Origin of the sequence: Ensifer sp. LC11, assembly GCF_001695835.1 — a bacterium.
In the GTDB taxonomy this organism is placed as follows: domain Bacteria; phylum Pseudomonadota; class Alphaproteobacteria; order Rhizobiales; family Rhizobiaceae; genus Ensifer.
This window is the reverse complement of record NZ_MBSO01000073.1, coordinates 23156-42448: the sequence shown is the minus strand read 5'-3', so window position 1 is coordinate 42448 and position 19293 is coordinate 23156. Positions and strand designations below refer to the sequence as shown.

Below are 19293 nucleotides of genomic sequence, written 5' to 3'. Positions count from 1 at the left end.
CGCGGCGCGCCGGGCCTGGCGGTAAGGGCCATGCTAGAGGTCGATGACGCCGCGCATGGCGTCTACGCATTCGCCGGAGAGGCTGACCTGACGAACGACACCGTCCCGCTTGCGGACAGAGGCGCCGATAAGGCTGCGGCGTCCCATCTCCACGCCCTGCTCGATGGCAATGTCGACATCGATATCCGGATCCGGCAGCAGAGCTACGAGGTGAGCGGAAAGGGCCGCCGAAGCGCTGCCGGTGGCGGGATCCTCATTGACGTTGTCGAGCGGCGCGAACATGCGCGCGCGGATCTGCCAGGGCTGTTGCGCGGATCGGCTGTAAAGGAACAGACTGAAGCTGTCTTCCTCCGGCTTGTAGCGCACATTGGCCGCCTGAAAGGCGGTGACGTTCGGCCGGGCTGTCGAAAGCGTCGCGACATCGCTGATCTCTGCGACCGCGAAGGGCAGGCCAACTGAAAGGCGGGCGGGCGCGTGGACGCGCGTGCTGATGGCCTCCGGTGGGAGCGATGCGCAGGCGGCGATGGTCTCGGCGTCGATTTCTGGGCCGACGATCAGGCTGCGCGGCACGACGATGCGGGCGCCGGTGACCTCGCCCTTCTGGCGCAGCAGCGTTGCCTCGACCAGGCCTGCCTTTTCCTCGAAGCGCAGGACGTCACCCGGCACCCGGCCGAAGATCTCCTGTCGTCGGCCGAGCACGAAGGCGGTGCCGACATTCGGATGGCCGGCGAAGGGGATTTCCATTGTCGGCGTGAAAATCCGGACCTCGGCGGTGTTGGCGGGGTCGCGGGCCGGCAGCACGAACGTCACTTCCGAATAGCCGAATTCGGTCGCGATTGCCTGCATCTGGCGGTCGCTCAAGCCCCGGGCATCGGGGATGACGGCGAGCTGGTTGCCGGCAAAACGCTCTGACGTGAAGACGTCGACGGTGACGTAGGCGATGGTTGTCGAGGCTGCTGTCATGGCATCGGCTTTCGCTGGGCTTCGTTGCGTGACAAGGCTTAAGCCAGCGATTACGCCCGGCAAAGACGGCAACTTGTTCCGGTGACAAGTTCCAGGCGGGCAGCGTTCCAGTCCACGATGCAAAAAGGGGCCGCCACGCAGCCCCTCCACTTTGCCTTGGTTGCCCGTGGATCACGCGGCTTTTTCGAGATCCTTCTTCCAGGTACCCTTGGCAGCGAGGCTGCACATCTCGGCGCGATGCGAGAAGGCGCGCTGGCCCGCACCGATGTTGTCGGCCTTGCCATGCCAGGCGTTGAGAGCTTCCTGCTGCAGGGCGCGGCCATAGGAAAAGGTGAGCTTCCACGGCAGGTCGTGATGGGTGTTCATCGCCGAGAGATGGGCGGTTGCCTCTTCAGTCGATTGGCCACCCGAGAGGAAAGCGATGCCCGGAACGGCGGAAGGCACGGTGCGCTTCAGCACCTTGATCGTGCGCTCGGCCACCTCAGTGACGGAAGCCTTGCGGGCCTTCTTGCCGTCGATCACCATGCTCGGTTTCAGGATCATGCCTTCGAGCTTGACGCGCATGGCCGCCAGTTCCTCGAAGGTGATACGCAGCGTCCACTCCGTCACCTCTTCCGAACGGTCGATCGAATGGTCGCCCGGCGCTCCATCCATCAGCACTTCCGGCTCGACGATCGGCACGATGCCGGCCTCCTGGCAAAGGGCGGCGTAGCGGGCCAGCGCATGGGCGTTGGCGCGAACCGCGCCCGGGCTCGGCAACGTGTCGGAGACGGCGATCACGCCGCGCCATTTGGCAAAGCGCGCGCCAGCCTCGTAATATCTCGCCAACCGCTGGGCGAGGCCGTCGAGGCCCTCGGTGATGGTTTCGGCCGGGAAGTTGGTCATCGGCTTGGCGCCGGCGTCGACCTTGATGCCGGGGATCGAGCCGGCCGCCCGGATGATATCGACGAGCGGCGTGCCGTCGACGGCGTGCTGGAACAGGGTTTCCTCATAGAGGATGACGCCGGAGATGTACTTGCGCATCGCCTTGTCGGCGCGCAGCAGCATCTCGCGGTAATCACGCCTGGAGGTCTCGGTGGATTCGAGGCCGATCGTATCGAAACGCTTCTTGATCGTCGCCGTCGACTCATCGGCAGCGAGCAGGCCCCGGCCGTTGGCGACCATGGCAATTGCGATGTCTTCCAGTCTTTCGCTCATGTTTTTCTCCCTAGACAGCGCTGATCACCGGGGACCAGGCAAGTACTGAAACAAGCAGTTTCGGACCGACGGCGCACAAGGCTGCCGCCACGCTCCAAACGAGGGCGCGAGTAACAGGTGAAATTGTCCAGGAAAATGGCAAGAAAAGCGACTGAAACGATTTAAAATTTTTTAATCGATTGAACAGTAACGATTTTTTCTTGAAAGACTGGCGCGCGGCGGTTGTGTCCGCGCGCCAGTCGCATGGCTTACTTCTGCTTGAGGATGTCGACGCCCGGAAGCGGCTTGCCTTCCATCCACTCCAGGAACGCGCCGCCGGCAGTCGAGACGTAGCTGAAATCGTCGGCGACTTCGGCGTGGTTCAGCGCAGCAACCGTGTCGCCACCGCCGGCAACCGAGACCAGCGAACCCTGGCGGGTGCGGCCAGCCGCATGCTTGGCAACAGCGACGGTCGCCTTGTCGAAGGGGGCGATTTCGAAGGCGCCGAGCGGGCCGTTCCAGACCAGCGTTTCGGCCTTGGAGATCCAGTCGTTGACGGCTGCGATCGACTTCGGGCCGACGTCGAGAACCATGGCATCGGCGGGGATGGTGTTGATGTCCACCACTTCGTTGTCGGCGCCGGCCTTGAACTCGCGGGCAATGACGCCGTCTTCCGGCAGCACGATGGCGCAGCCGGCCTTGTCGGCAGCGGCAATGATCGCCTTGGCCGTGTCGGCGAGATCATGCTCGCAGAGCGACTTGCCGACATTGACGCCCTTGGCGGCGATGAAGGTGTTGGCCATGCCGCCGCCGATGACGAGCGCGTCGACCTTGGTCACGAGGTTCTGCAGGAGGTCGATCTTGGTCGAGACCTTGGCGCCACCGACGATCGCGACGACCGGCCGCTTCGGCTGGCCGAGACCTTTTTCCAGCGCTTCGAGTTCGGCCTGCATCGTGCGGCCGGCAAAGGCCGGCAGATGATGGGCAAGGCCTTCGGTCGAGGCATGGGCACGGTGGGCGGCGGAGAAGGCGTCGTTGACGTAGATGTCACCATTGGCGGCAAGCGCCTTGACGAACTCGGCTTCGTTCTTTTCCTCGCCCTTGTGGAAGCGGGTGTTTTCAAGCAGCAGCACGTCGCCGTCGCTCATCTCGGCAATGGCGTTCTTGGCCTTGTCGCCGATGCAGTCGGCGCCGAAGTGCACGCGCTGGTCGAGCACGTCTTCGACCGCGGGTGCGATCGTCTTCAGCGACATGTCGGCGACCGGCTCACCCTTCGGGCGACCGAAATGGGCGAGCAGGATGACCTTGGCGCCCTTCTCGGACAGCTCGCGGATGGTCGGAGCGACGCGTTCGATGCGGGTCGCATCCGTGACCACGCCGTCCTTGACCGGCACGTTGAGATCGACGCGCACCAGCACGCGCTTGCCGGCGATGTCGGTCAGATCGTCGAGGGTCTTGAAAGTCATCAGATAGTCTCCGGTGATAGTCTTTGGAAAAGGGTGGGGTAGTCGATGACGAGGCCATCCTCGTCCACGGGCAGGTCCGCGGCAAAGCTGCGGTCCTCGGCCTCGTAGCGATAAAGCCTGAAGTCATCGAGGCAGGTGTAGTACTGGCCGTCCACGACAGGCTCGAACGTGTCGAACGGCACGTAGAGCATCTTCAGCCTGGCGGTGCCGGACCTGCGGGTGAGGCCAAGGCGGCGGATTGGCAGCGTATTGGTGAAGGGCGTTCCGGCAAGGTCGATGTCGATGCAGCCGTCGAATTCGGGCAAGACAGCGCCTCGCGCCGTCTGCCATTGGCCGGGAACATCGCAGCGCAAATGCAGGCTGCGACCATCGGTCGTGTCGACCATGAACTTGCGAACCAGCCAGCCGCCATCGCAATCGATCCGGTAGCGGACGCCATAGGGCGTGCCGCCGCGGCTGCCGATCAGAACGCCAACGGCGCGGATGACCGCGCCGTCGGTTGTTTCGGATTGCGTCAACGTCAGATGTTCGAGCCCTTCCCCTTCCAGCGGACGCCAGCGGACCGTCTTTGGAGAAAGGGCGCGAAACATCTGGTTTAGATGAGCTTGGCCAGGGCAACCGCCGTGTCGGCCATGCGGTTCGAGAAGCCCCACTCGTTGTCGTACCAGGTGAGGATACGAACGAAGTTGCCTTCGACGACCTTGGTCTGGTCGATCGCGAAGATCGAGGAGTGGCTGTCGTGGTTGAAGTCGCGCGAGACAAGCGGCTCTTCCGTGTAACCGAGAACGCCCTTCAGCGCGCCGTTGGCGGCAGCCTTGATGGCGCTGGTGATTTCCTCGACCGAAGTGTTGCGCTTGGCGACGAACTTGAAGTCGACAACCGAGACGTTCGGGGTCGGAACGCGGATCGACGTGCCGTCGAGCTTGCCCTTCAGTTCCGGCAGAACGAGACCAACGGCCTTGGCAGCACCGGTCGAGGTCGGGATCATCGACAGAGCGGCAGCGCGGGCGCGGTAGAGGTCCTTGTGCATCTGGTCGAGCGACGGCTGGTCGTTCGTGTAGGAGTGGATCGTGGTCATGAAGCCATGGTTGATGCCGATGACATCGTTCAGGACCTTGACGACCGGGACCAGGCAGTTCGTCGTGCAGGATGCGTTGGAGATGACCAGGTGGTCCTTGGTCAGCTGGTCGTGGTTGACGCCGTAGACGACCGTCAGGTCAGCGCCATCGGCCGGAGCCGAGACGATGACGCGCTTGGCGCCGGCCGTCAGGTGGGCTGCAGCCTTGTCGCGGGCGGTGAAGATGCCGGTGCATTCCATCGCGATGTCGACGCCGAGTTCCTTGTGCGGCAGCGTTGCCGGATCCTTGATCGCCGTGACCTTGATCGGCTTGCCGCCGCCAACGGTAATCGTGTCGCCTTCGACCTTGACCTCGGCCGGGAAACGACCGTGGATCGAGTCATAGCGCAGCAGGTGAGCGTTGGTCTCAACGGGGCCGAGGTCGTTGATCGCAACAACTTCGATGTCGGTGCGGCCGGATTCGACGATGGCGCGAAGCACGTTGCGACCGATGCGGCCAAAACCGTTGATGGCGACTTTTACTGTCATGTCGGGTCTCTCCCTGTCTGGATGACGTGGTACGAAAAAAGCGGGGCGCGCCCTTCGGCGCGCCCCGCAACTTGATCAGGCGAGCTTCGTTTCCGCAGCGGCGACCACCGCCTCGGGCGTGATGCCGAAGTGCTTGTAGAGTTCCTTGTAGGGACCGGAGGCACCGAAGGACGACATGCCGATGAAGGTGCCGTCGCTGCCGATGAAGTGATCCCAGCCCTGGCGGATACCGGCCTCGACGGCGATCTTGACCGGCGAGTTGCCGATGATCGCCTGCTGGTAGTCTTCGCTCTGTTCGGCGAAGAGCTCGAAGCAGGGAACGGAGACGACGCGGGTCGAGATGCCCTTGGCGGTCAGCGCCTGGCAGGCCTTGACGGCGATCTCGACTTCCGAGCCGGTGGCGAAGATCGTGACCTTGGCGTCGGCGGCCGAGATCAGGTCATAGGCGCCGTGGGCGCAGAGGTTCTCTTCCTCATACTCGGTGCGAACCGCCATCAGGTTCTGGCGCGTCAGCGCGATGCCGGACGGACGGTTGTGGCTCTCGAGCGCCAGCTGCCAGCACTCGGCCGTTTCCGTGGCGTCGGCCGGGCGGAACATCAGGAGGTTCGGGATGGCGCGGAGCGCAGCCATGTGCTCGACCGGCTGGTGCGTCGGGCCGTCTTCGCCAAGGCCGATGGAATCATGCGTCAGCACGTGGATGACGCGGATCCCCATCAGCGCGGCAAGGCGGATCGACGGACGGCAATAGTCCGAGAAGATCAGGAAGCCGCCGGAATAGGGGATGACGCCGCCATGCAGCGCCATGCCGTTCATGGCAGCGGCCATGCCGTGCTCGCGCACGCCCCAATGGATATAGCGGCCGGAGAAGTCGTCAGGGGTGATCGACTTGGTCTGGCTGGTCTTGGTGTTGTTGGAGCCGGTGAGGTCAGCCGAGCCGCCGATGGTTTCGGCCAGAACGCCGTTGATGACTTCAAGTGCGTCTTCGGAAGCCTTGCGGGTTGCCGGCGACGGCTTGGTCTCGGCCAGCTTCTTCTTGTAATCGTCGATCGCGGACGAAAGACGGCCTTCGAGCTCGCCGGAGAAGCGGCGAACGAACTGAGCCTTCTTCTCGGCATTGCTCTTTTCGAGACGCTCTTCCCATTCCTTGCGCGACTTGGTCGAGCGCAGGCCGGCCAGACGCCAGGCGTCGAGCACATCGGAAGGAACGACGAAGGCTTCAGCTTCCCAGCCGAGCGCCTCGCGGGTGGCGGCAATTTCCTCGGCGCCGAGCGGCGAGCCGTGAACCTTGTGGGTGCCGGCCTTGTTCGGCGCGCCGAAGCCGATGGTCGTCTTAGCCGCGATCATCGTCGGCTTGTCGGACTTCTGTGCCTGGTCGATCGCGGCGGCGATCGCGTCCGGGTCATGGCCGTCGACGGCAATGGTGTTCCAGTTGCTGGCGCGGAAGCGGGCGTGCTGGTCGGTCGAGTCGGCGATCGAGATCGGGCCGTCGATCGAAATGTTGTTGTCGTCCCAGAAGACGATCAGCTTGTTGAGCTTCAGGTGGCCGGCGAGCGAAATCGCTTCCTGGCTGATGCCTTCCATGAGGCAGCCGTCACCGGCGAGCACGTAGGTATAGTGCTCCATCAGGTCGGAACCGAATTCGTTACGCAGCTTGCGCTCGGCGATCGCCATGCCGACGGCGTTGGCAATGCCCTGGCCGAGCGGACCGGTGGTCGTCTCGATGCCGGCGGCATGGCCGTATTCCGGGTGGCCGGCGGTGCGGGCGCCCAGCTGGCGGAAGTTCTTGATCTCGTCGATGGTGATGTCGTCGTAGCCCGTCAAATAGAGCAGCGAGTAGAGCAGCATCGAGCCATGGCCGGCCGACAGCACGAAGCGGTCGCGGTTCGGCCAGGAGGGGTTCTTGGGGTCGAAGCTCAGATAGCGCGTAAAGAGGACTGTCGCTATGTCGGCTGCACCCATGGGCAGGCCGGGGTGGCCGGAATTTGCCTTCTCGACGGCATCCATGGAGAGGAAACGGATCGCATTTGCCATCCGGTCGTGTTTTTCGCGAGAGATCATGACTGTTCCGTTTGCGTTCGGTGGTCAGGGAACGGTCTCTATCCTCCAAAGACCGCGCAAGAAGCGGCTGACACATAGCAGGTGCGCCGTGCGAGTCAACAAATACGGGCCTTCCGCGGCCATTTGACGGCAGGTTGTTCAAGGGGATGTCTTGGCCATGTCCCGCAATGCAACAAAGCTTTCGCACCGCCGTTGAAGAAAGCCGGCTACGCAATCCATCCACAGCTTCCGCTGTTGTTTGCGATGCTTGGCATTGTTGAGACTTACGTAATAGGTTTAAAAAAGATCGAGCCGAAGCGGCGGACGGGATTCGGGCGATTCGGCCTCATGGGCGAGGTATTCGGAACACATGCCGGCAAAGACTGTCAAAGCGGCGATCGATGAACTGCGCAACGCGGTGCAATCCCTGGAGAATGCGATCGACGGTCGGTTTGACAGGGAGCGGGATTTCAGTGAGTTCGAGGGCGAGGTCAGGCGCGTCAACACCGATCGGTCGCGGCTGGCACAGGAACTCGATCAGTCGCAGTTCCGGGCCAACCGGCTCGAGGAGGTCAATCGCGAGGTTTCCCGGCGCCTCGTGACGGCGATGGAAACCATTCGGGCGGTGCTCGACCGCTAGGATTAATCGACATGGCGCAGGTGACAGTTTCGATCGATGGCAAGGCCTACCGGATGGCCTGCGAAGAGGGGCAGGAAGGTCACCTGACCGAGCTTGCCACCAAGTTCGATCAATATGTCGGGCATCTCAAGAGCCAGTTCGGCGAGATCGGTGATCTTCGCCTCACGGTCATGGCCGGTATCATGGTCATGGACGAGTTGAGCGAGGTCAACCGCCGGCTGAAGAACCTCGAGGCCGAAGTGGGCAACCTGACTGATGGACGCGATGCCGCCATGTCCGATCAGATGAAGAGCGAAGAGGCACTGGCTTCGGCGCTCAGCGAAGTCACCGCCCAGATCCACGGCATTGCCGCCAAGCTGAACGGCCGCACCACAACACCGTCAAGCTGACAAGGTTTCGGCGGCGGGCCTCTGGCGCAAAGCACCGAGACGCTTTATATGTCGGATGCGGTCTGCGCCTCCCGACAGGAACCACAATCCCCGGGGCCATACTCGATCTCAAGGGAGCTGTCCCTGTCCGGGCCTGTGGGTCTGGACACATGGCGCCCACCTACTTTGTAGGCACCCGGGATCGTAAACTCTCCATCGGTTGTGTGGATCGCACTCTCTCTTCCTTTAAAGATGGCCGCTCAATCTCCGGCGAAGGCCCGGCGAATGGCGTCGGCCATGGCCTCGACGATCCGGTCCTTGCCGTTTCCTGCTTTTGATATGCGCAGGACCACGTTCGAGTGGTCGATCACCTCGTAGCCGTCATCGGCGGTCAGCTCGCGGCATCCGGTCGGGATGCTGCTGCGGGCGAGCGGTGCAATCGCCAGACCCGAAACGACCGCCGCCATCAGGCCGCCGCTGGTGCGGCTGACATAGGCGACGCGGTTGTCGATGCGACATTTCCTGAGATTGCGCTGGGCGAGGTCGTCGCACCACCCGCCCTCCAGATAGGTATAGGTGGCAATCGGCACCGGGCGGCGTTCGTCGGTGCGGTGCTGTTCCGAGGTAGCCCAGACGGTCGGGTCCATCATCAGTACTTCGTTCTTCGTCCGCCCGCCGGGCTCGAAGACGACGGCGAGATCGAGTTCGCCCGACTCCAGTGCCGCCACATTGGTCATCGATGCGCCCTGCTGCACGGTCACCTCGACGCCGGGATGGATGGCGGCAAAACTGCCGAGCGCCTTCGGCAGGGTGGAGTTGATGTATTCCTCGGGTATGCCGATGCGGACTGCGCCGTCGAGAGCGGGCTGGCGCATGGCGGCGGCCGTGTCGTCGAGCAGGGTGACGATGCGTCGCGCATTGTCGACAAGCCGCAACCCCTGTGGCGTCAGAACGACGCCGCGCGAGTGGCGTTCGAACAGCGCGTCTCCGAGCATGTCTTCAAGCTTCCTGATCTGCATGCTGACGGCGGATTGCGTGCGGCCGACGATGTCTGCCGCACGCGTGACGTTGCCGGTATCGACAACCGCGAGAAAGGTTCGAAGCAGATCGCTGTCGAGGGGGAGCGACATGGCATAGTCCATCAGAATTTCTGATGGCAGCTATGCTTGCAATTCGTTTGTCAGATGTCAACGCGCGGACGAAGATCGGCCGGTCACATCATCCTGTGCAGGGCCATTCCCATGAGCGTACTTGCCGTCTTCGCCTTTTCCGAAGCATCCATCGCCGCCCGGCGCAGGGCGGCGCGATGGGTTGGCGAACTGTTGCTTGCCGAGATGCCCGTCGAAGTGCCGACAGACAGGCCGGTGCTCCTGCGTGATGCGGGGATTGAGCGGGAGGCGGCCGAACTGGCGCGCGAGCAAAGATCGATGCTGGAATTGGTCTACCGGTCCCATTGGCTGCTGTGACCGTTTGCGCCAGCCGGCCCGACCTTAAGAGATGAGATCGAGTCTGGCGGCGCGGAAAACGGCTTCGGCGAGATTGCCTGCCTGCAGCTTGCGCATGGCGTCTTCGAGTGCCCGATCGATCCGATCAAGCGGTATATCGGTTTCGCGCATCATGTCCTGGCGCGTTCGGCCGCGAGCGGCGAGCGTCAGGCAACGCAATTCCAATGGGTCGAGTTCGTTCATCTGGTCCTTCATGGACGTTGGCTTTTCCACCGCTGCCTGCAGGAGCGCGTCCATACATCGAACACGGGCATTAGTTCCTGCTAATTATTTGAAATCGCGTCTTTATTTGCACGTGGTCCGTCACTCGCGAAAGCGGAACCCTTGCCCATGATGAACGGAACGCTAAAGCTGTTTCGTTCTGGGAGGCACGCCTCTCAACTGTCGCAAACTGCTGCAAAAGCGGCGACGCCGAGGGGCGTGGCGAGCGGGCCGTCGCGTAAACAGTCTGGTGGCCGGCGCGGGAATCGGCGAAAAAGCGTAGAGCTGTGCCATTTCGGGAAGGGAATTTTCTTCGCCGACGTCGTAGACGACTGGGCATGTAACCGCGGCGAGCGGCGGGCTGGCAGGGGAGGACAGATGTCACCGAGAGATTTGAAAGCGGCACTGCGCAAGGAGCGGCTGGCGTTGCGCGATGCGATGTCGGCGGAGGTGCGTATCGAGGCAAGTCTGACGATGGCCGACCATGCCGGCGACGTCATCGCGCTCGATCCGGGGCATATTGTTTCCGGCTTCTGGCCGATCCGATCCGAGGTCGACATCCGGCCGCTGATGGCGCGGCTGCAGCAGCGCGGCGCGCGGCTCTGCCTTCCTGTCATCATGGACAAGCAGACGATCGTCTTTCGCGAACTGCTCGACGGCATCGACATTATCTCCACCGGCTTCGGAACGACGGGGCCGGGGCCGGATGCGCCGGTGCTCGATCCGGATATCATGCTCGTGCCGCTTTCGGCCTTCGACGCGGCGGGGCACAGGATCGGCTATGGCGCCGGCTATTACGACCGGGCGATCGACCGGCTGCGCAACAAGGGCCACCTGCCGAAGCTGATCGGCATCGCCTTCGACTGCCAGGAGGTGACGTCCGTTCCGGCCGAACCGCACGACGTGGCGCTGGACGCTGTGCTTACGGAGAGCGGATTTCGGCATTTCTAGGTTGTTTTGCGAGGGCGGTGAAATGACCGAACGCCTTAAGATTCCGCGATCGCGACCGGGAATTCGCTGACCGGCCCTTCTGGATTGCGCTTGAGCGTTCCCTGCGGAGCCTGGATCGTGTAGACGCTCTACTTCTTTTGATTATGCAGTACCGGACGCCAAAACCGCTGACGCGCTTCCGCCGGAACTGCCCTGGTGGGATTGAGCGAGCATGAGGCTTCTGTTTCTGGGTGATATGGTGGGCAAGACGGGCCGGACGGCGGTCTGGGAGCGTCTTCCGGGACTGGTGGGCGATCTCAAGCTCGACTTCGTGATCGTCAACGGCGAGAACGCCGCCGGCGGCTTCGGCATTACCGAAGACATCTTCCTCGAGACGATCAATGCCGGCGCCGACGTGGTGACGACGGGCAATCACGTCTGGGACCAGAAGGAGGCGGTCGTCTTCTGCGAGCGGCACGACCAGTTTCTGCGCCCCGCCAATTATCCCGCCGGCACGCCGGGCCGCGGGTCCAACCTCTACTTCGCCCGCAACGGCGCCCGCGTGCTGGTTGCCAATGTCATGGGCCGCGTCTTCATGCATCCGGAACTCGACGATCCCTTCAAGTCGGCCGAGGCGATCCTCGATGCCTGCCCGCTCGGCGAACAGGCGGATGCGATCGTGTTCGACTTCCACGCGGAGGCGACCAGCGAGAAGCAGTGTTTCGGCCATTTCGTCGACGGACGGGCTAGCCTTGTCGTCGGTACACACACCCATGTGCCGACGGCTGACCACCAGATCCTCAACGGTGGCACCGGCTATATGAGCGACGCCGGCATGTGCGGCGACTACGATTCCTCGCTCGGCATGGACAAGGAAGAGCCGCTCAACCGCTTCATCTCCAAGATGCCGAAAGGACGCTTCGAGGCGGCTTCGGGCCCGGCGACCATCTGCGGCCTTGGTGTCGAGATTTCCGACCGCACGGGGCTTGCCGAGAAGATCGCGCCGCTGCGTCTCGGACCGAGACTGGCCGAGACAATTCCGGATTTCTGGTCCTAGGCGCGAAGCAAACGGGTTCCGGTCGTATTGCTGAAGCTCTATTGCTGGAGCTACAGGCGAGCACCTTCGGCCGTCACGTATCGCCTTCTCGGAATTGATTTTTTTCAAGGTGACAACCCCATCAAATGATGGCAGGTTAACGCCCAGTCACGCCGGGCCGGGGCGTGATGCACTCGTGAGTTTTGCAGTATGAACAGTGTCCGCAGTCCTGGATTGCGGGCATGTGCTTTTGTCGCTGGGCAACGGGCGCAGTTGCTCGCCGCCAGCGATTTTGATCCAGCAACGTTCGCCGGCCGAAAGGGCGGAAGCGCCTTATCATTTAATTGGTTGTGTGATTTTGCCTCTTGGATCGCTCTTGATCCGAGGCGTTGAGCGGGGCGGGACGATAACGCGGGCATTTTCCGCTGATGTCCGGCTCCGAAGTATTCAAGGCGATTGCGATGCTTCCGCCGGACGGCTGCTCATCGTGATCCAAAGTGCATTCGGAGGGCATGCATGTTGTCTCAGTGGCATTTGCCGATCATCGTCGGCGCTTCTCTTTCCCTGCTTTCCGTCGTTGGCGCCAAGGCGCAGGACGCGCAATTGCCTGCCGTGACCGTCGCCAAGCCGGTGGTGCGCGACGTGATCGACAGCGACGAGTTCATCGGTCGCTTCGAGCCGGTCGACGAGGTGCAGGTTCGCGCCCGCATCGGTGGCTATCTCGACGAGATCAATTTCACCGACGGCGCCCTGGTGAAGAAGGGCGACAAGCTCTTCGTCATCGACCAGCGCCCCTATCGGACGGCTCTCTCCCAGGCCGAATCGACGCTGGAATCGGCACGCTCGACGCTGGAATTCGCCGAGTCCCAATTCAAGCGGACGCAATCGCTGACAGGCACAGGCACGCTTTCGGTCTCGACGCTGGACGACCATCGCCGGGAACTGCTTTCGGCGCAGGCGCTGGTGCGCGGTTCGGAAGCGGCGGTCGAACGCGCCAAGCTCGACCTCGACTATACGACGATCACCGCACCGCTCAGTGGCCGTGTGGACCGGCGCCTTCTCTCGCAGGGCAATCTCGTGCAGGCCGACCAGACCGTCTTGACGACGATCGTCTCGCTCGACCCGATCGACTTCTATTTCGACGTCGACGAACGGCGGCTGCTTTCCTATGCACGGGTCGCGCGCGAGCGCGGTAGCGCGCTTCAGGAGGGCGGCGGTTCGCTCGAGGTGCTCGTCACCATTGCCGATTCCAACGAAGAGCCGTTCAAGGGCAAGCTCGACTTCGCCGAAAATCGCGTGGACCCGCAGAGCGGCACCATGCGCGTGCGCGCGCGCCTCGAGAACCCGAGCCTGGTGCTGCAGCCCGGCCTCTTCGGTCGCGTGCAGATCGAGGGCTCGAACACCTATAAGGCCGTGCTCATTCCGGATGAGGCGATCGGCGCCGACCAGAACGAGCGCATCGTCTACGAAGTGACCGCCGACGGAACCGTTGTGACCAAGCCGGTGCGGCTCGGCCCGAAGGTTCACGGCTACCGCGTCATCCGCTCAGGCATGACGGGCGAGGAGACGATCGTCGTCAATGGCCTGATGCGGGCGCGTCCTGGCACCAAGGTCAAGCCTGAGACGATCCAGTTGCCGCCCGAAGGGCAGGTCACGGGAGTGGCGCAATGAGGTTCGCACACTTTTTCGTCGACCGGCCGATCTTCGCATCGGTGCTTTCGATCGTGCTTCTGATCGTCGGCAGCATCGCCTATTTCCAGCTTCCGGTGGCGCAGTACCCGGAAATCGCACCGCCGACGATCGTCGTCCGGGCGGCCTATCCGGGTGCTGACGCCGAAACCGTCGCCAACACCGTGGCAACCCCGCTCGAGCAGGAGATCAACGGCGTAGAGAACATGCTCTACATGTCCTCCTATTCGACCGCCGACGGCGCTATGGCGCTGACGATCACCTTCAAGCTCGGCACCGACCTCGATCAGGCGCAGGTTCTGGTGCAGAACCGCGTGTCGATCGCTGAACCGCGGTTGCCGGAGGAAGTCCGGCGCATTGGCATCACCACGGCCAAGAGCTCGCCCGACCTGATGATGGTCGTGCATCTACTGTCGCCGAGCGAGCGCTACGACCAGCTCTACGTCTCGAACTATGCGCGCACGCGCATCCGCGACCTGCTTGTCCGGCTCGACGGTGTGGGCGACGTCATCCTGTTCGGCGAGCGCGAATATGCGTTGCGCGTCTGGCTCGATCCGGAAAAGCTGTCGGCCTACAGCATGACCGCGGGAGACGTCGTGCAGGCGCTGCGCGAGCAGAACGTGCAGGTGTCCGGCGGCTCGATCGGCGGTCCGCCGGCGCCGGGTGACAGTAAGTTCCAATATACCGTCACGACAGACGGTCGCTTCAGTGATGCGCGGCAGTTCCGCTACGTCATCGTTAAGGCGACGGAAACCGGCCGCCTCGTGCAGCTGCAGGACGTCGCGCGCGTCGAGCTCGGCGCCCGCGAATACGTCAACAACAGTTATCTCGACGGCAGCCCGGCAGTGGCGCTCGGCATCTTCTCTCGGCCGGGTACCAATGCGCTCGACGCCGCCGAGCAGATCCAGAAGGTGATGACCGACGTCTCGCGCGATTTCCCCGAAGGGCTCGAATACCGGATCGTCTATAATCCGACCGAGTTCATCTCGGAATCGATCAACGAGGTCTACAAGACGATCGCCGAGGCGGCCGTGCTCGTTGCGATCGTCGTTCTCGTCTTCCTGCAGTCCTGGCGCACGGCGATCATCCCGATCGTCGCGATTCCCGTGTCGCTCGTCGGCACTTTCGCCTTCCTCTATGCCTTTGGTTTCTCGCTGAACATGCTGACGCTGTTCGGTCTCGTGCTGGCGATCGGTATCGTCGTCGACGATGCCATCGTCGTCGTGGAAAACGTCGAGCGAAATCTCGCGCGTGGCATGACCCCGCGCGAAGCGTCACATGTGACCATGGACGAGGTGGGGGCGGCGGTCATCGCAATCTCGCTGGTGTTGACCGCGGTCTTCGTGCCGACGGCCTTCATCCCCGGCATCGCCGGCCAGTTCTATCTGCAGTTTGCGGTGACGATCTCGGTGGCGACCGTCATTTCGGCCTTCAACTCGCTGACGCTATCGCCGGCGCTCGCCGCGATTTTGTTGAAGCCACACGAGAACGGTCATCACGAGAGCCGAAACCCGTTGACGCGCTTCGGCAAAGCTCTGGCCAACGGCTTCAACAACGGCTTCGACCGCATGGCGGAAGGCTATGCCTTTATCGTGCGCAAGCTGGTTTCGACCAAGACGGCAATCGTTGCGGCCTTGCTGGTCTTCGTCGGCCTGCTCGGGGCCACCTGGTACATGGCGCAGGTGGTGCCGCGCGGCTTCGTGCCGACCATGGACCAGGGCTATGCGATCGTCGTGATCCAGCTTCCCGACGGCGCCTCGCTCGACCGTACCGACGCGGTGGTCAAGCGGGCCTCGAAGATCATCGAGGACGTTCCCGGGGTGAAGAGCGCGGTTGCCTTTGCCGGCTTCAACGGTGCGACCTTCACCAATGCGTCCAACTCGGGCGTGGTCTTCGCTTCCTTCGAGAGTTTTGAAGAGCGGCTGAAGCACGGGCAGGGGGCCAACCAGATCATCGGCCAGCTCTACGGCAGCCTGCAGAGCATCCAGGAAGCCTTCATCATCGCCGTGCCGCCGCCGTCGGTGCGCGGTATCGGCAACTCCGGCGGCTTCAAGATGCAGATCATGGACCGGCAGAGTGCCGACATGCGCCGTGCCCTGGGGCTCACCTACCAGATGATGGGTGCTGCCAACCAGACGGAAGGGCTGACCGGGGTGTTCACCACCTTCTCGGCCTCCAGCCCGCAATACTTCCTTGCGATCGACCGCGACAAGGCGCGCACCCTCAACGTGCCGATCCCCAACATCTTCGAGGCGCTGTCGATCAACCTCGGTACCTCCTATGTCAACGACTTCAACGCTTTTGGCCGCGTCTATCAGGTGCGGGCGCAGGCCGACCAGCAGTACCGCGTCGAGCGTGACAATATCCTGGCTCTGAAGGTGCGTTCGGCGACCGGGGCGCTGGTGCCGATGGGCACGCTCGTCGAGATCCGCGATACGGCCGGGCCGACGCTGGTCCAGCGGTACAACATGTATGTATCGGTGCCGATCCAGGGCAATCCCGCGATCGGCGTCTCGACCGGCACGGCCCTCGACAAGATGGAGGCGCTTGCCGCCCAGATCCTGCCGCAGGGCACGACCTTCGAGTGGACGGAGCTTGCCTTCCAGGAACGCCAGACGGGCAATACGGCGGTGTTCATCTTCGCACTGTCGGTGATCTTCGTGTTCCTGGCGCTTTCGGCCCAGTATGAAAGCTGGGTGCTGCCGCTCGCGATCATCCTGATCGTGCCGCTCGGTGTGCTTTCAGCGCTGGTCGGCGTGTCTATCCGCGGTCTCGACAACAACGTGCTGACGCAGATCGGGCTCATCGTCCTGATCGGCCTTGCGGCCAAGAACGCGATCCTGATTGTCGAGTTCGCACGCCAAGGCGAGGACGAGGGCAAGACGCCGATCGAGGCGGCGGTGGAGGCGAGCCAACTGCGCTTGCGGCCGATCCTGATGACCGCCTTCGCCTTCATCCTCGGCGTCGTGCCGCTGATGATCGCGACCGGACCGGGTGCGGAAATGCGCCAGTCGCTGGGCACGGCCGTGTTCTCGGGCATGCTGGGGGTCACCTTCCTCGGCCTGTTCCTGACACCGGTCTTTTATGTGGCGCTACGGTCGTTCCGGCGGCGCAAGCCGGCGACGATGACCGAGCCGGCGCCCCACCCGGCGGAGTAGCGGGAACCAATCGCAAGGATGCGGCGCCCCGGCAGCAATGCCGGGGCGTTGCCGTTGGACGGGACAAGTTTCCTTGTTCTCTCCAGGGGCGGTGACGCAAACGTGAGCAAATCCGGCCGTTTGTAACTGGACGCGGCCAGGCGGTTGAACAATCCTCTCCCGGCCCGTGACGCCCATGGTTCGGCCGAGCGAAGGCAAGGGCTTCCATTTGCTGTTCAACGGCTGCCTGCCGCGCGACTTTCGGGTTCGTGGCGAAGCAAGCAAAGCGAGAGAGGTGAAGGCTGATGCTCCGCTACCTTGTCTACACCTTCGCCGCCATCTGGCTGATCCATGCGTTCTGGCCGTCGGTTGCGCATGCACAAGAGCAGCCCCGTCACGTCAGCCAGTGCCAGGCAATCGCCGAGGCCCTGCCTCGGGCGACCTTCGCCAGCTTTACGCCCGCTGCCGCCGCCAAGTCACAAGCAGCGGCCGGCGAGGTGACGATCAGTTATCTCGGCCACTCCACCTTTCTGATCGAGACGCCTGGTGGGGTCTCGATCGCGACCGACTACAATGGCTGGTTCGCGCCGTCGAGCCCGCCGACGGTCGTGACGATGAACAAGGCGCATTCGAGCCACTACACGCTGACCCCGGACCCGGCGATCAGAAACGTGCTGCACGGCTGGGGCGACAGCGGCGGACCCGCGCGCCATGATCTCGTTGTGGGCGATACCTATATCCGCAACGTCACCACCGATATCCGTGCCGGCGGGGCGATGGAGCACGACAGCAACTCGATCTTCATCTTCGAGGTGGCGGATCTCTGCATCGGCCATCTCGGCCATCTGCATCACGAGCTCGACGACAGCCACTACCGCCAGATCGGCAGGCTCGACGTGCTGATGGTGCCCGTCGACGGTGGCCTGACCATGTGTGCGGAAAGCATGAGCCGGGTGGTCAGCCGGCTGCGCGCTTCGCTGATCCTGCCGATGCATCGCCGCGGCCCGCCGATTGATGCCTTTCTCGACATGTTTGGCGACGACTACGACAAACGCTTCGCCGACAGTGCCAGCATCAAGGTCTCGTTGCGTTCCTTGCCAAGCAAACCGCTGATTTATATTCTCCAGGGCGTCTGACCATTAGGATCGCCCGATGAAGTTGCTTGTGGCTGGCGTATCGTTCTTCCTTTCTCTGTCAACTTTTGCTGTCGCCGGCGGGGCGCCGGCGCCGCGCATGCCCGCACCGGAGGGACAACAGCAGCAAAACCTCTTCGAAACGCCGGTCCGGCCGGCGGGCGAGCAGGAGAGCTTCATCATGCCCTCGGGCAATATCGGTTGCGTCTACACGCCGGCGGGCGGCACCGCCGTCTATCAGCCACAGGATGGCGGGCCCGAGCTTGCCTGCGATATCGTCTCGCCGCGCTATGTCCGCGCCACACTCGGCCGTGCAGGCGCCGCCATGCTCAACCACGCCATTGGCGATCCGAGCTGCTGCTCGGCCGGGCAAGTGCTTGATTATGGGCAAACCTGGTCGCAGGGACCGTTCTCCTGCCGCTCCGAAAGAACCGGCCTTTCCTGTCGTCGGGATGACGGACACGGCTTCGTGCTCAGCCGCGCGCAAGTGTCGGCCGATTGAAAAACCGCGCCCCGGCTGGACGGAAAGCGGCAATAAAACTATAAGGCGCCCCATTCCTATAAAATCATGCATGCAGAGGGTGCCATGGCTGGCCATTCACAGTTCAAGAACATCATGCACCGCAAGGGCCGTCAGGATGCGGTGCGCTCGAAAATGTTTTCCAAGCTCGCGCGCGAAATCACGGTTGCCGCCAAGGCGGGCATGGCCGATCCGGCGATGAACCCGCGCCTGCGTCTGGCGATCCAGAACGCCAAGGCACAGTCGATGCCGAAGGACAACATCGAACGGGCGATCAAGAAGGCTGCCGGCGGCGACGCGGAGAACTACGAAGAAGTCCGCTACGAGGGCTATGGCCCGGGCGGCGTCGCCGTCATCGTCGAGGCGCTGACCGACAACCGCAACCGCACTGCCTCCAACGTGCGCTCGACCTTCACCAAGGCCGGCGGCGCGCTCGGCGAAACTGGCTCGGTTTCCTTCTCCTTCGACCGCGTCGGCGAAATTACCTACAAGCTGTCCGCCGGTGACGCCGACAAGGTGATGGAAGCGGCGATCGAAGCTGGCGCCGACGATGTGACCACCGATGAGGACGGCCACACGATCATCTGCGGCTTCGAAGCGATCGGTGAAGTCTCCAAGGCGCTCGAAGACACGCTCGGCGAAGCCGAAACCGTCAAGGCGATCTGGAAGGCACAGAACACCGTGCCGGTCGACGAGGAAAAGGCGCAGTCGCTGATGAAGCTCATCGACACGCTCGACGATGATGATGACGTCCAGAACGTCTATTCGAACTTCGAAGTGTCGGACGAGATCCTGGCGAAGCTGTCGGCCTGATTTTCCGGCTCGCTACGACCAGCATTTGGTTCACCCGTGCCCGCAAGGGCACGGGTTTTTCTTTGGGTGCGAT

Annotated in this window: 18 protein-coding genes and 1 other RNA gene; 11 read left to right on the top strand and 8 right to left on the bottom strand. The window is 63.0% G+C overall.

Features of this window, described 5'->3' with window-relative positions; all coding sequences use genetic code 11:
* Window positions 1-33: 33 nt before the first annotated feature.
* The 6 genes from BBX50_RS28415 to tkt form a co-directional block, all read right to left on the bottom strand.
* Window positions 34-963 carry a PhzF family phenazine biosynthesis protein gene (locus tag BBX50_RS28415; RefSeq protein ID WP_065778639.1) on the bottom strand — a complete coding sequence of 310 codons (930 nt, stop codon included), beginning with the start codon at window positions 961-963 and terminating at the stop codon, window positions 34-36.
* Between the two features lie 171 nt (window positions 964-1134).
* Window positions 1135-2160 carry a class I fructose-bisphosphate aldolase gene (locus BBX50_RS28410; protein ID WP_065778638.1) on the bottom strand — a complete coding sequence of 342 codons (1026 nt, stop codon included), beginning with the start codon at window positions 2158-2160 and terminating at the stop codon, window positions 1135-1137.
* Between the two features lie 248 nt (window positions 2161-2408).
* Entirely contained in the window at window positions 2409-3605 is a 1197-nt protein-coding gene (locus BBX50_RS28405) for a phosphoglycerate kinase (protein WP_065778637.1), read from the bottom strand.
* Window positions 3605-4195 carry a putative glycolipid-binding domain-containing protein gene (locus BBX50_RS28400; RefSeq protein ID WP_065778636.1) on the bottom strand — a complete coding sequence of 197 codons (591 nt, stop codon included), beginning with the start codon at window positions 4193-4195 and terminating at the stop codon, window positions 3605-3607. The genes BBX50_RS28405 and BBX50_RS28400 overlap by 1 nt, the downstream gene beginning before the upstream one ends.
* Before the next feature lie 5 nt (window positions 4196-4200).
* On the bottom strand, window positions 4201-5211 hold the full coding sequence (gene gap, locus BBX50_RS28395) for a type I glyceraldehyde-3-phosphate dehydrogenase (protein ID WP_065778635.1): 1011 nt from the start codon (window positions 5209-5211) through the stop codon (window positions 4201-4203).
* A gap of 75 nt (window positions 5212-5286) precedes the next feature.
* Entirely contained in the window at window positions 5287-7269 is a 1983-nt protein-coding gene (tkt, locus tag BBX50_RS28390; RefSeq protein WP_065778634.1) for a transketolase, read from the bottom strand.
* 349 nt (window positions 7270-7618) lie between these two features.
* On the opposite strand from tkt, the gene BBX50_RS28385 reads away from it, so the two are divergent.
* The 3 genes from BBX50_RS28385 to ssrS all read left to right on the top strand — a co-directional run bounded on the left by BBX50_RS28385 (window position 7619) and on the right by ssrS (window position 8491).
* Window positions 7619-7888, top strand: coding sequence for a DUF4164 domain-containing protein (locus tag BBX50_RS28385; RefSeq protein ID WP_034806184.1), 270 nt, complete (start codon window positions 7619-7621; stop codon window positions 7886-7888).
* 11 nt (window positions 7889-7899) lie between these two features.
* On the top strand, window positions 7900-8277 hold the full coding sequence (locus BBX50_RS28380; protein ID WP_065778633.1) for a cell division protein ZapA: 378 nt from the start codon (window positions 7900-7902) through the stop codon (window positions 8275-8277).
* Between the two features lie 56 nt (window positions 8278-8333).
* Window positions 8334-8491: non-coding RNA, 6S RNA (gene ssrS / locus BBX50_RS28375), on the top strand.
* Between the two features lie 25 nt (window positions 8492-8516).
* Here ssrS and BBX50_RS28370 read toward each other — a convergent pair.
* Entirely contained in the window at window positions 8517-9398 is an 882-nt protein-coding gene (locus tag BBX50_RS28370) for a LysR family transcriptional regulator (protein WP_065778632.1), read from the bottom strand.
* Between the two features lie 99 nt (window positions 9399-9497).
* Here BBX50_RS28370 and BBX50_RS28365 point away from each other — a divergent pair, with 99 nt between their 5' ends.
* Window positions 9498-9722, top strand: a complete 225-nt coding sequence (locus BBX50_RS28365) for a hypothetical protein (protein WP_065778631.1) — start codon at window positions 9498-9500, stop codon at window positions 9720-9722.
* 24 nt (window positions 9723-9746) lie between these two features.
* Here BBX50_RS28365 and BBX50_RS28360 read toward each other — a convergent pair whose 3' ends face one another.
* Entirely contained in the window at window positions 9747-9956 is a 210-nt protein-coding gene (locus tag BBX50_RS28360; RefSeq protein WP_065778769.1) for a hypothetical protein, read from the bottom strand.
* Between the two features lie 384 nt (window positions 9957-10340).
* Here BBX50_RS28360 and BBX50_RS28355 point away from each other — a divergent pair, with 384 nt between their 5' ends.
* The 7 genes from BBX50_RS28355 (at window position 10341) to BBX50_RS28325 (ending at window position 19220) form a co-directional block, all read left to right on the top strand.
* Entirely contained in the window at window positions 10341-10913 is a 573-nt protein-coding gene (locus BBX50_RS28355) for a 5-formyltetrahydrofolate cyclo-ligase (protein WP_065778630.1), read from the top strand.
* Between the two features lie 211 nt (window positions 10914-11124).
* Window positions 11125-11949: a YmdB family metallophosphoesterase gene (locus BBX50_RS28350; RefSeq protein ID WP_065778629.1), complete on the top strand. Its 825-nt coding sequence runs from the start codon at window positions 11125-11127 to the stop codon at window positions 11947-11949.
* Window positions 11950-12444: 495 nt separating this feature from the next.
* Entirely contained in the window at window positions 12445-13599 is a 1155-nt protein-coding gene (locus tag BBX50_RS28345; RefSeq protein WP_065778628.1) for an efflux RND transporter periplasmic adaptor subunit, read from the top strand.
* Window positions 13596-16775 carry a multidrug efflux RND transporter permease subunit gene (locus BBX50_RS28340; protein ID WP_065778627.1) on the top strand — a complete coding sequence of 1060 codons (3180 nt, stop codon included), beginning with the start codon at window positions 13596-13598 and terminating at the stop codon, window positions 16773-16775. Before BBX50_RS28345 ends, BBX50_RS28340 begins: the two co-directional genes overlap by 4 nt.
* Window positions 16776-17056: 281 nt before the next feature.
* On the top strand, window positions 17057-17890 hold the full coding sequence (locus BBX50_RS28335) for an MBL fold metallo-hydrolase (protein WP_065778626.1): 834 nt from the start codon (window positions 17057-17059) through the stop codon (window positions 17888-17890).
* Between the two features lie 16 nt (window positions 17891-17906).
* Window positions 17907-18389, top strand: coding sequence for a hypothetical protein (locus BBX50_RS28330; RefSeq protein ID WP_065778625.1), 483 nt, complete (start codon window positions 17907-17909; stop codon window positions 18387-18389).
* Window positions 18390-18473: 84 nt separating this feature from the next.
* On the top strand, window positions 18474-19220 hold the full coding sequence (locus BBX50_RS28325) for a YebC/PmpR family DNA-binding transcriptional regulator (RefSeq protein WP_065778768.1): 747 nt from the start codon (window positions 18474-18476) through the stop codon (window positions 19218-19220).
* The last annotated feature ends 73 nt before the right edge of the window (window positions 19221-19293 follow it).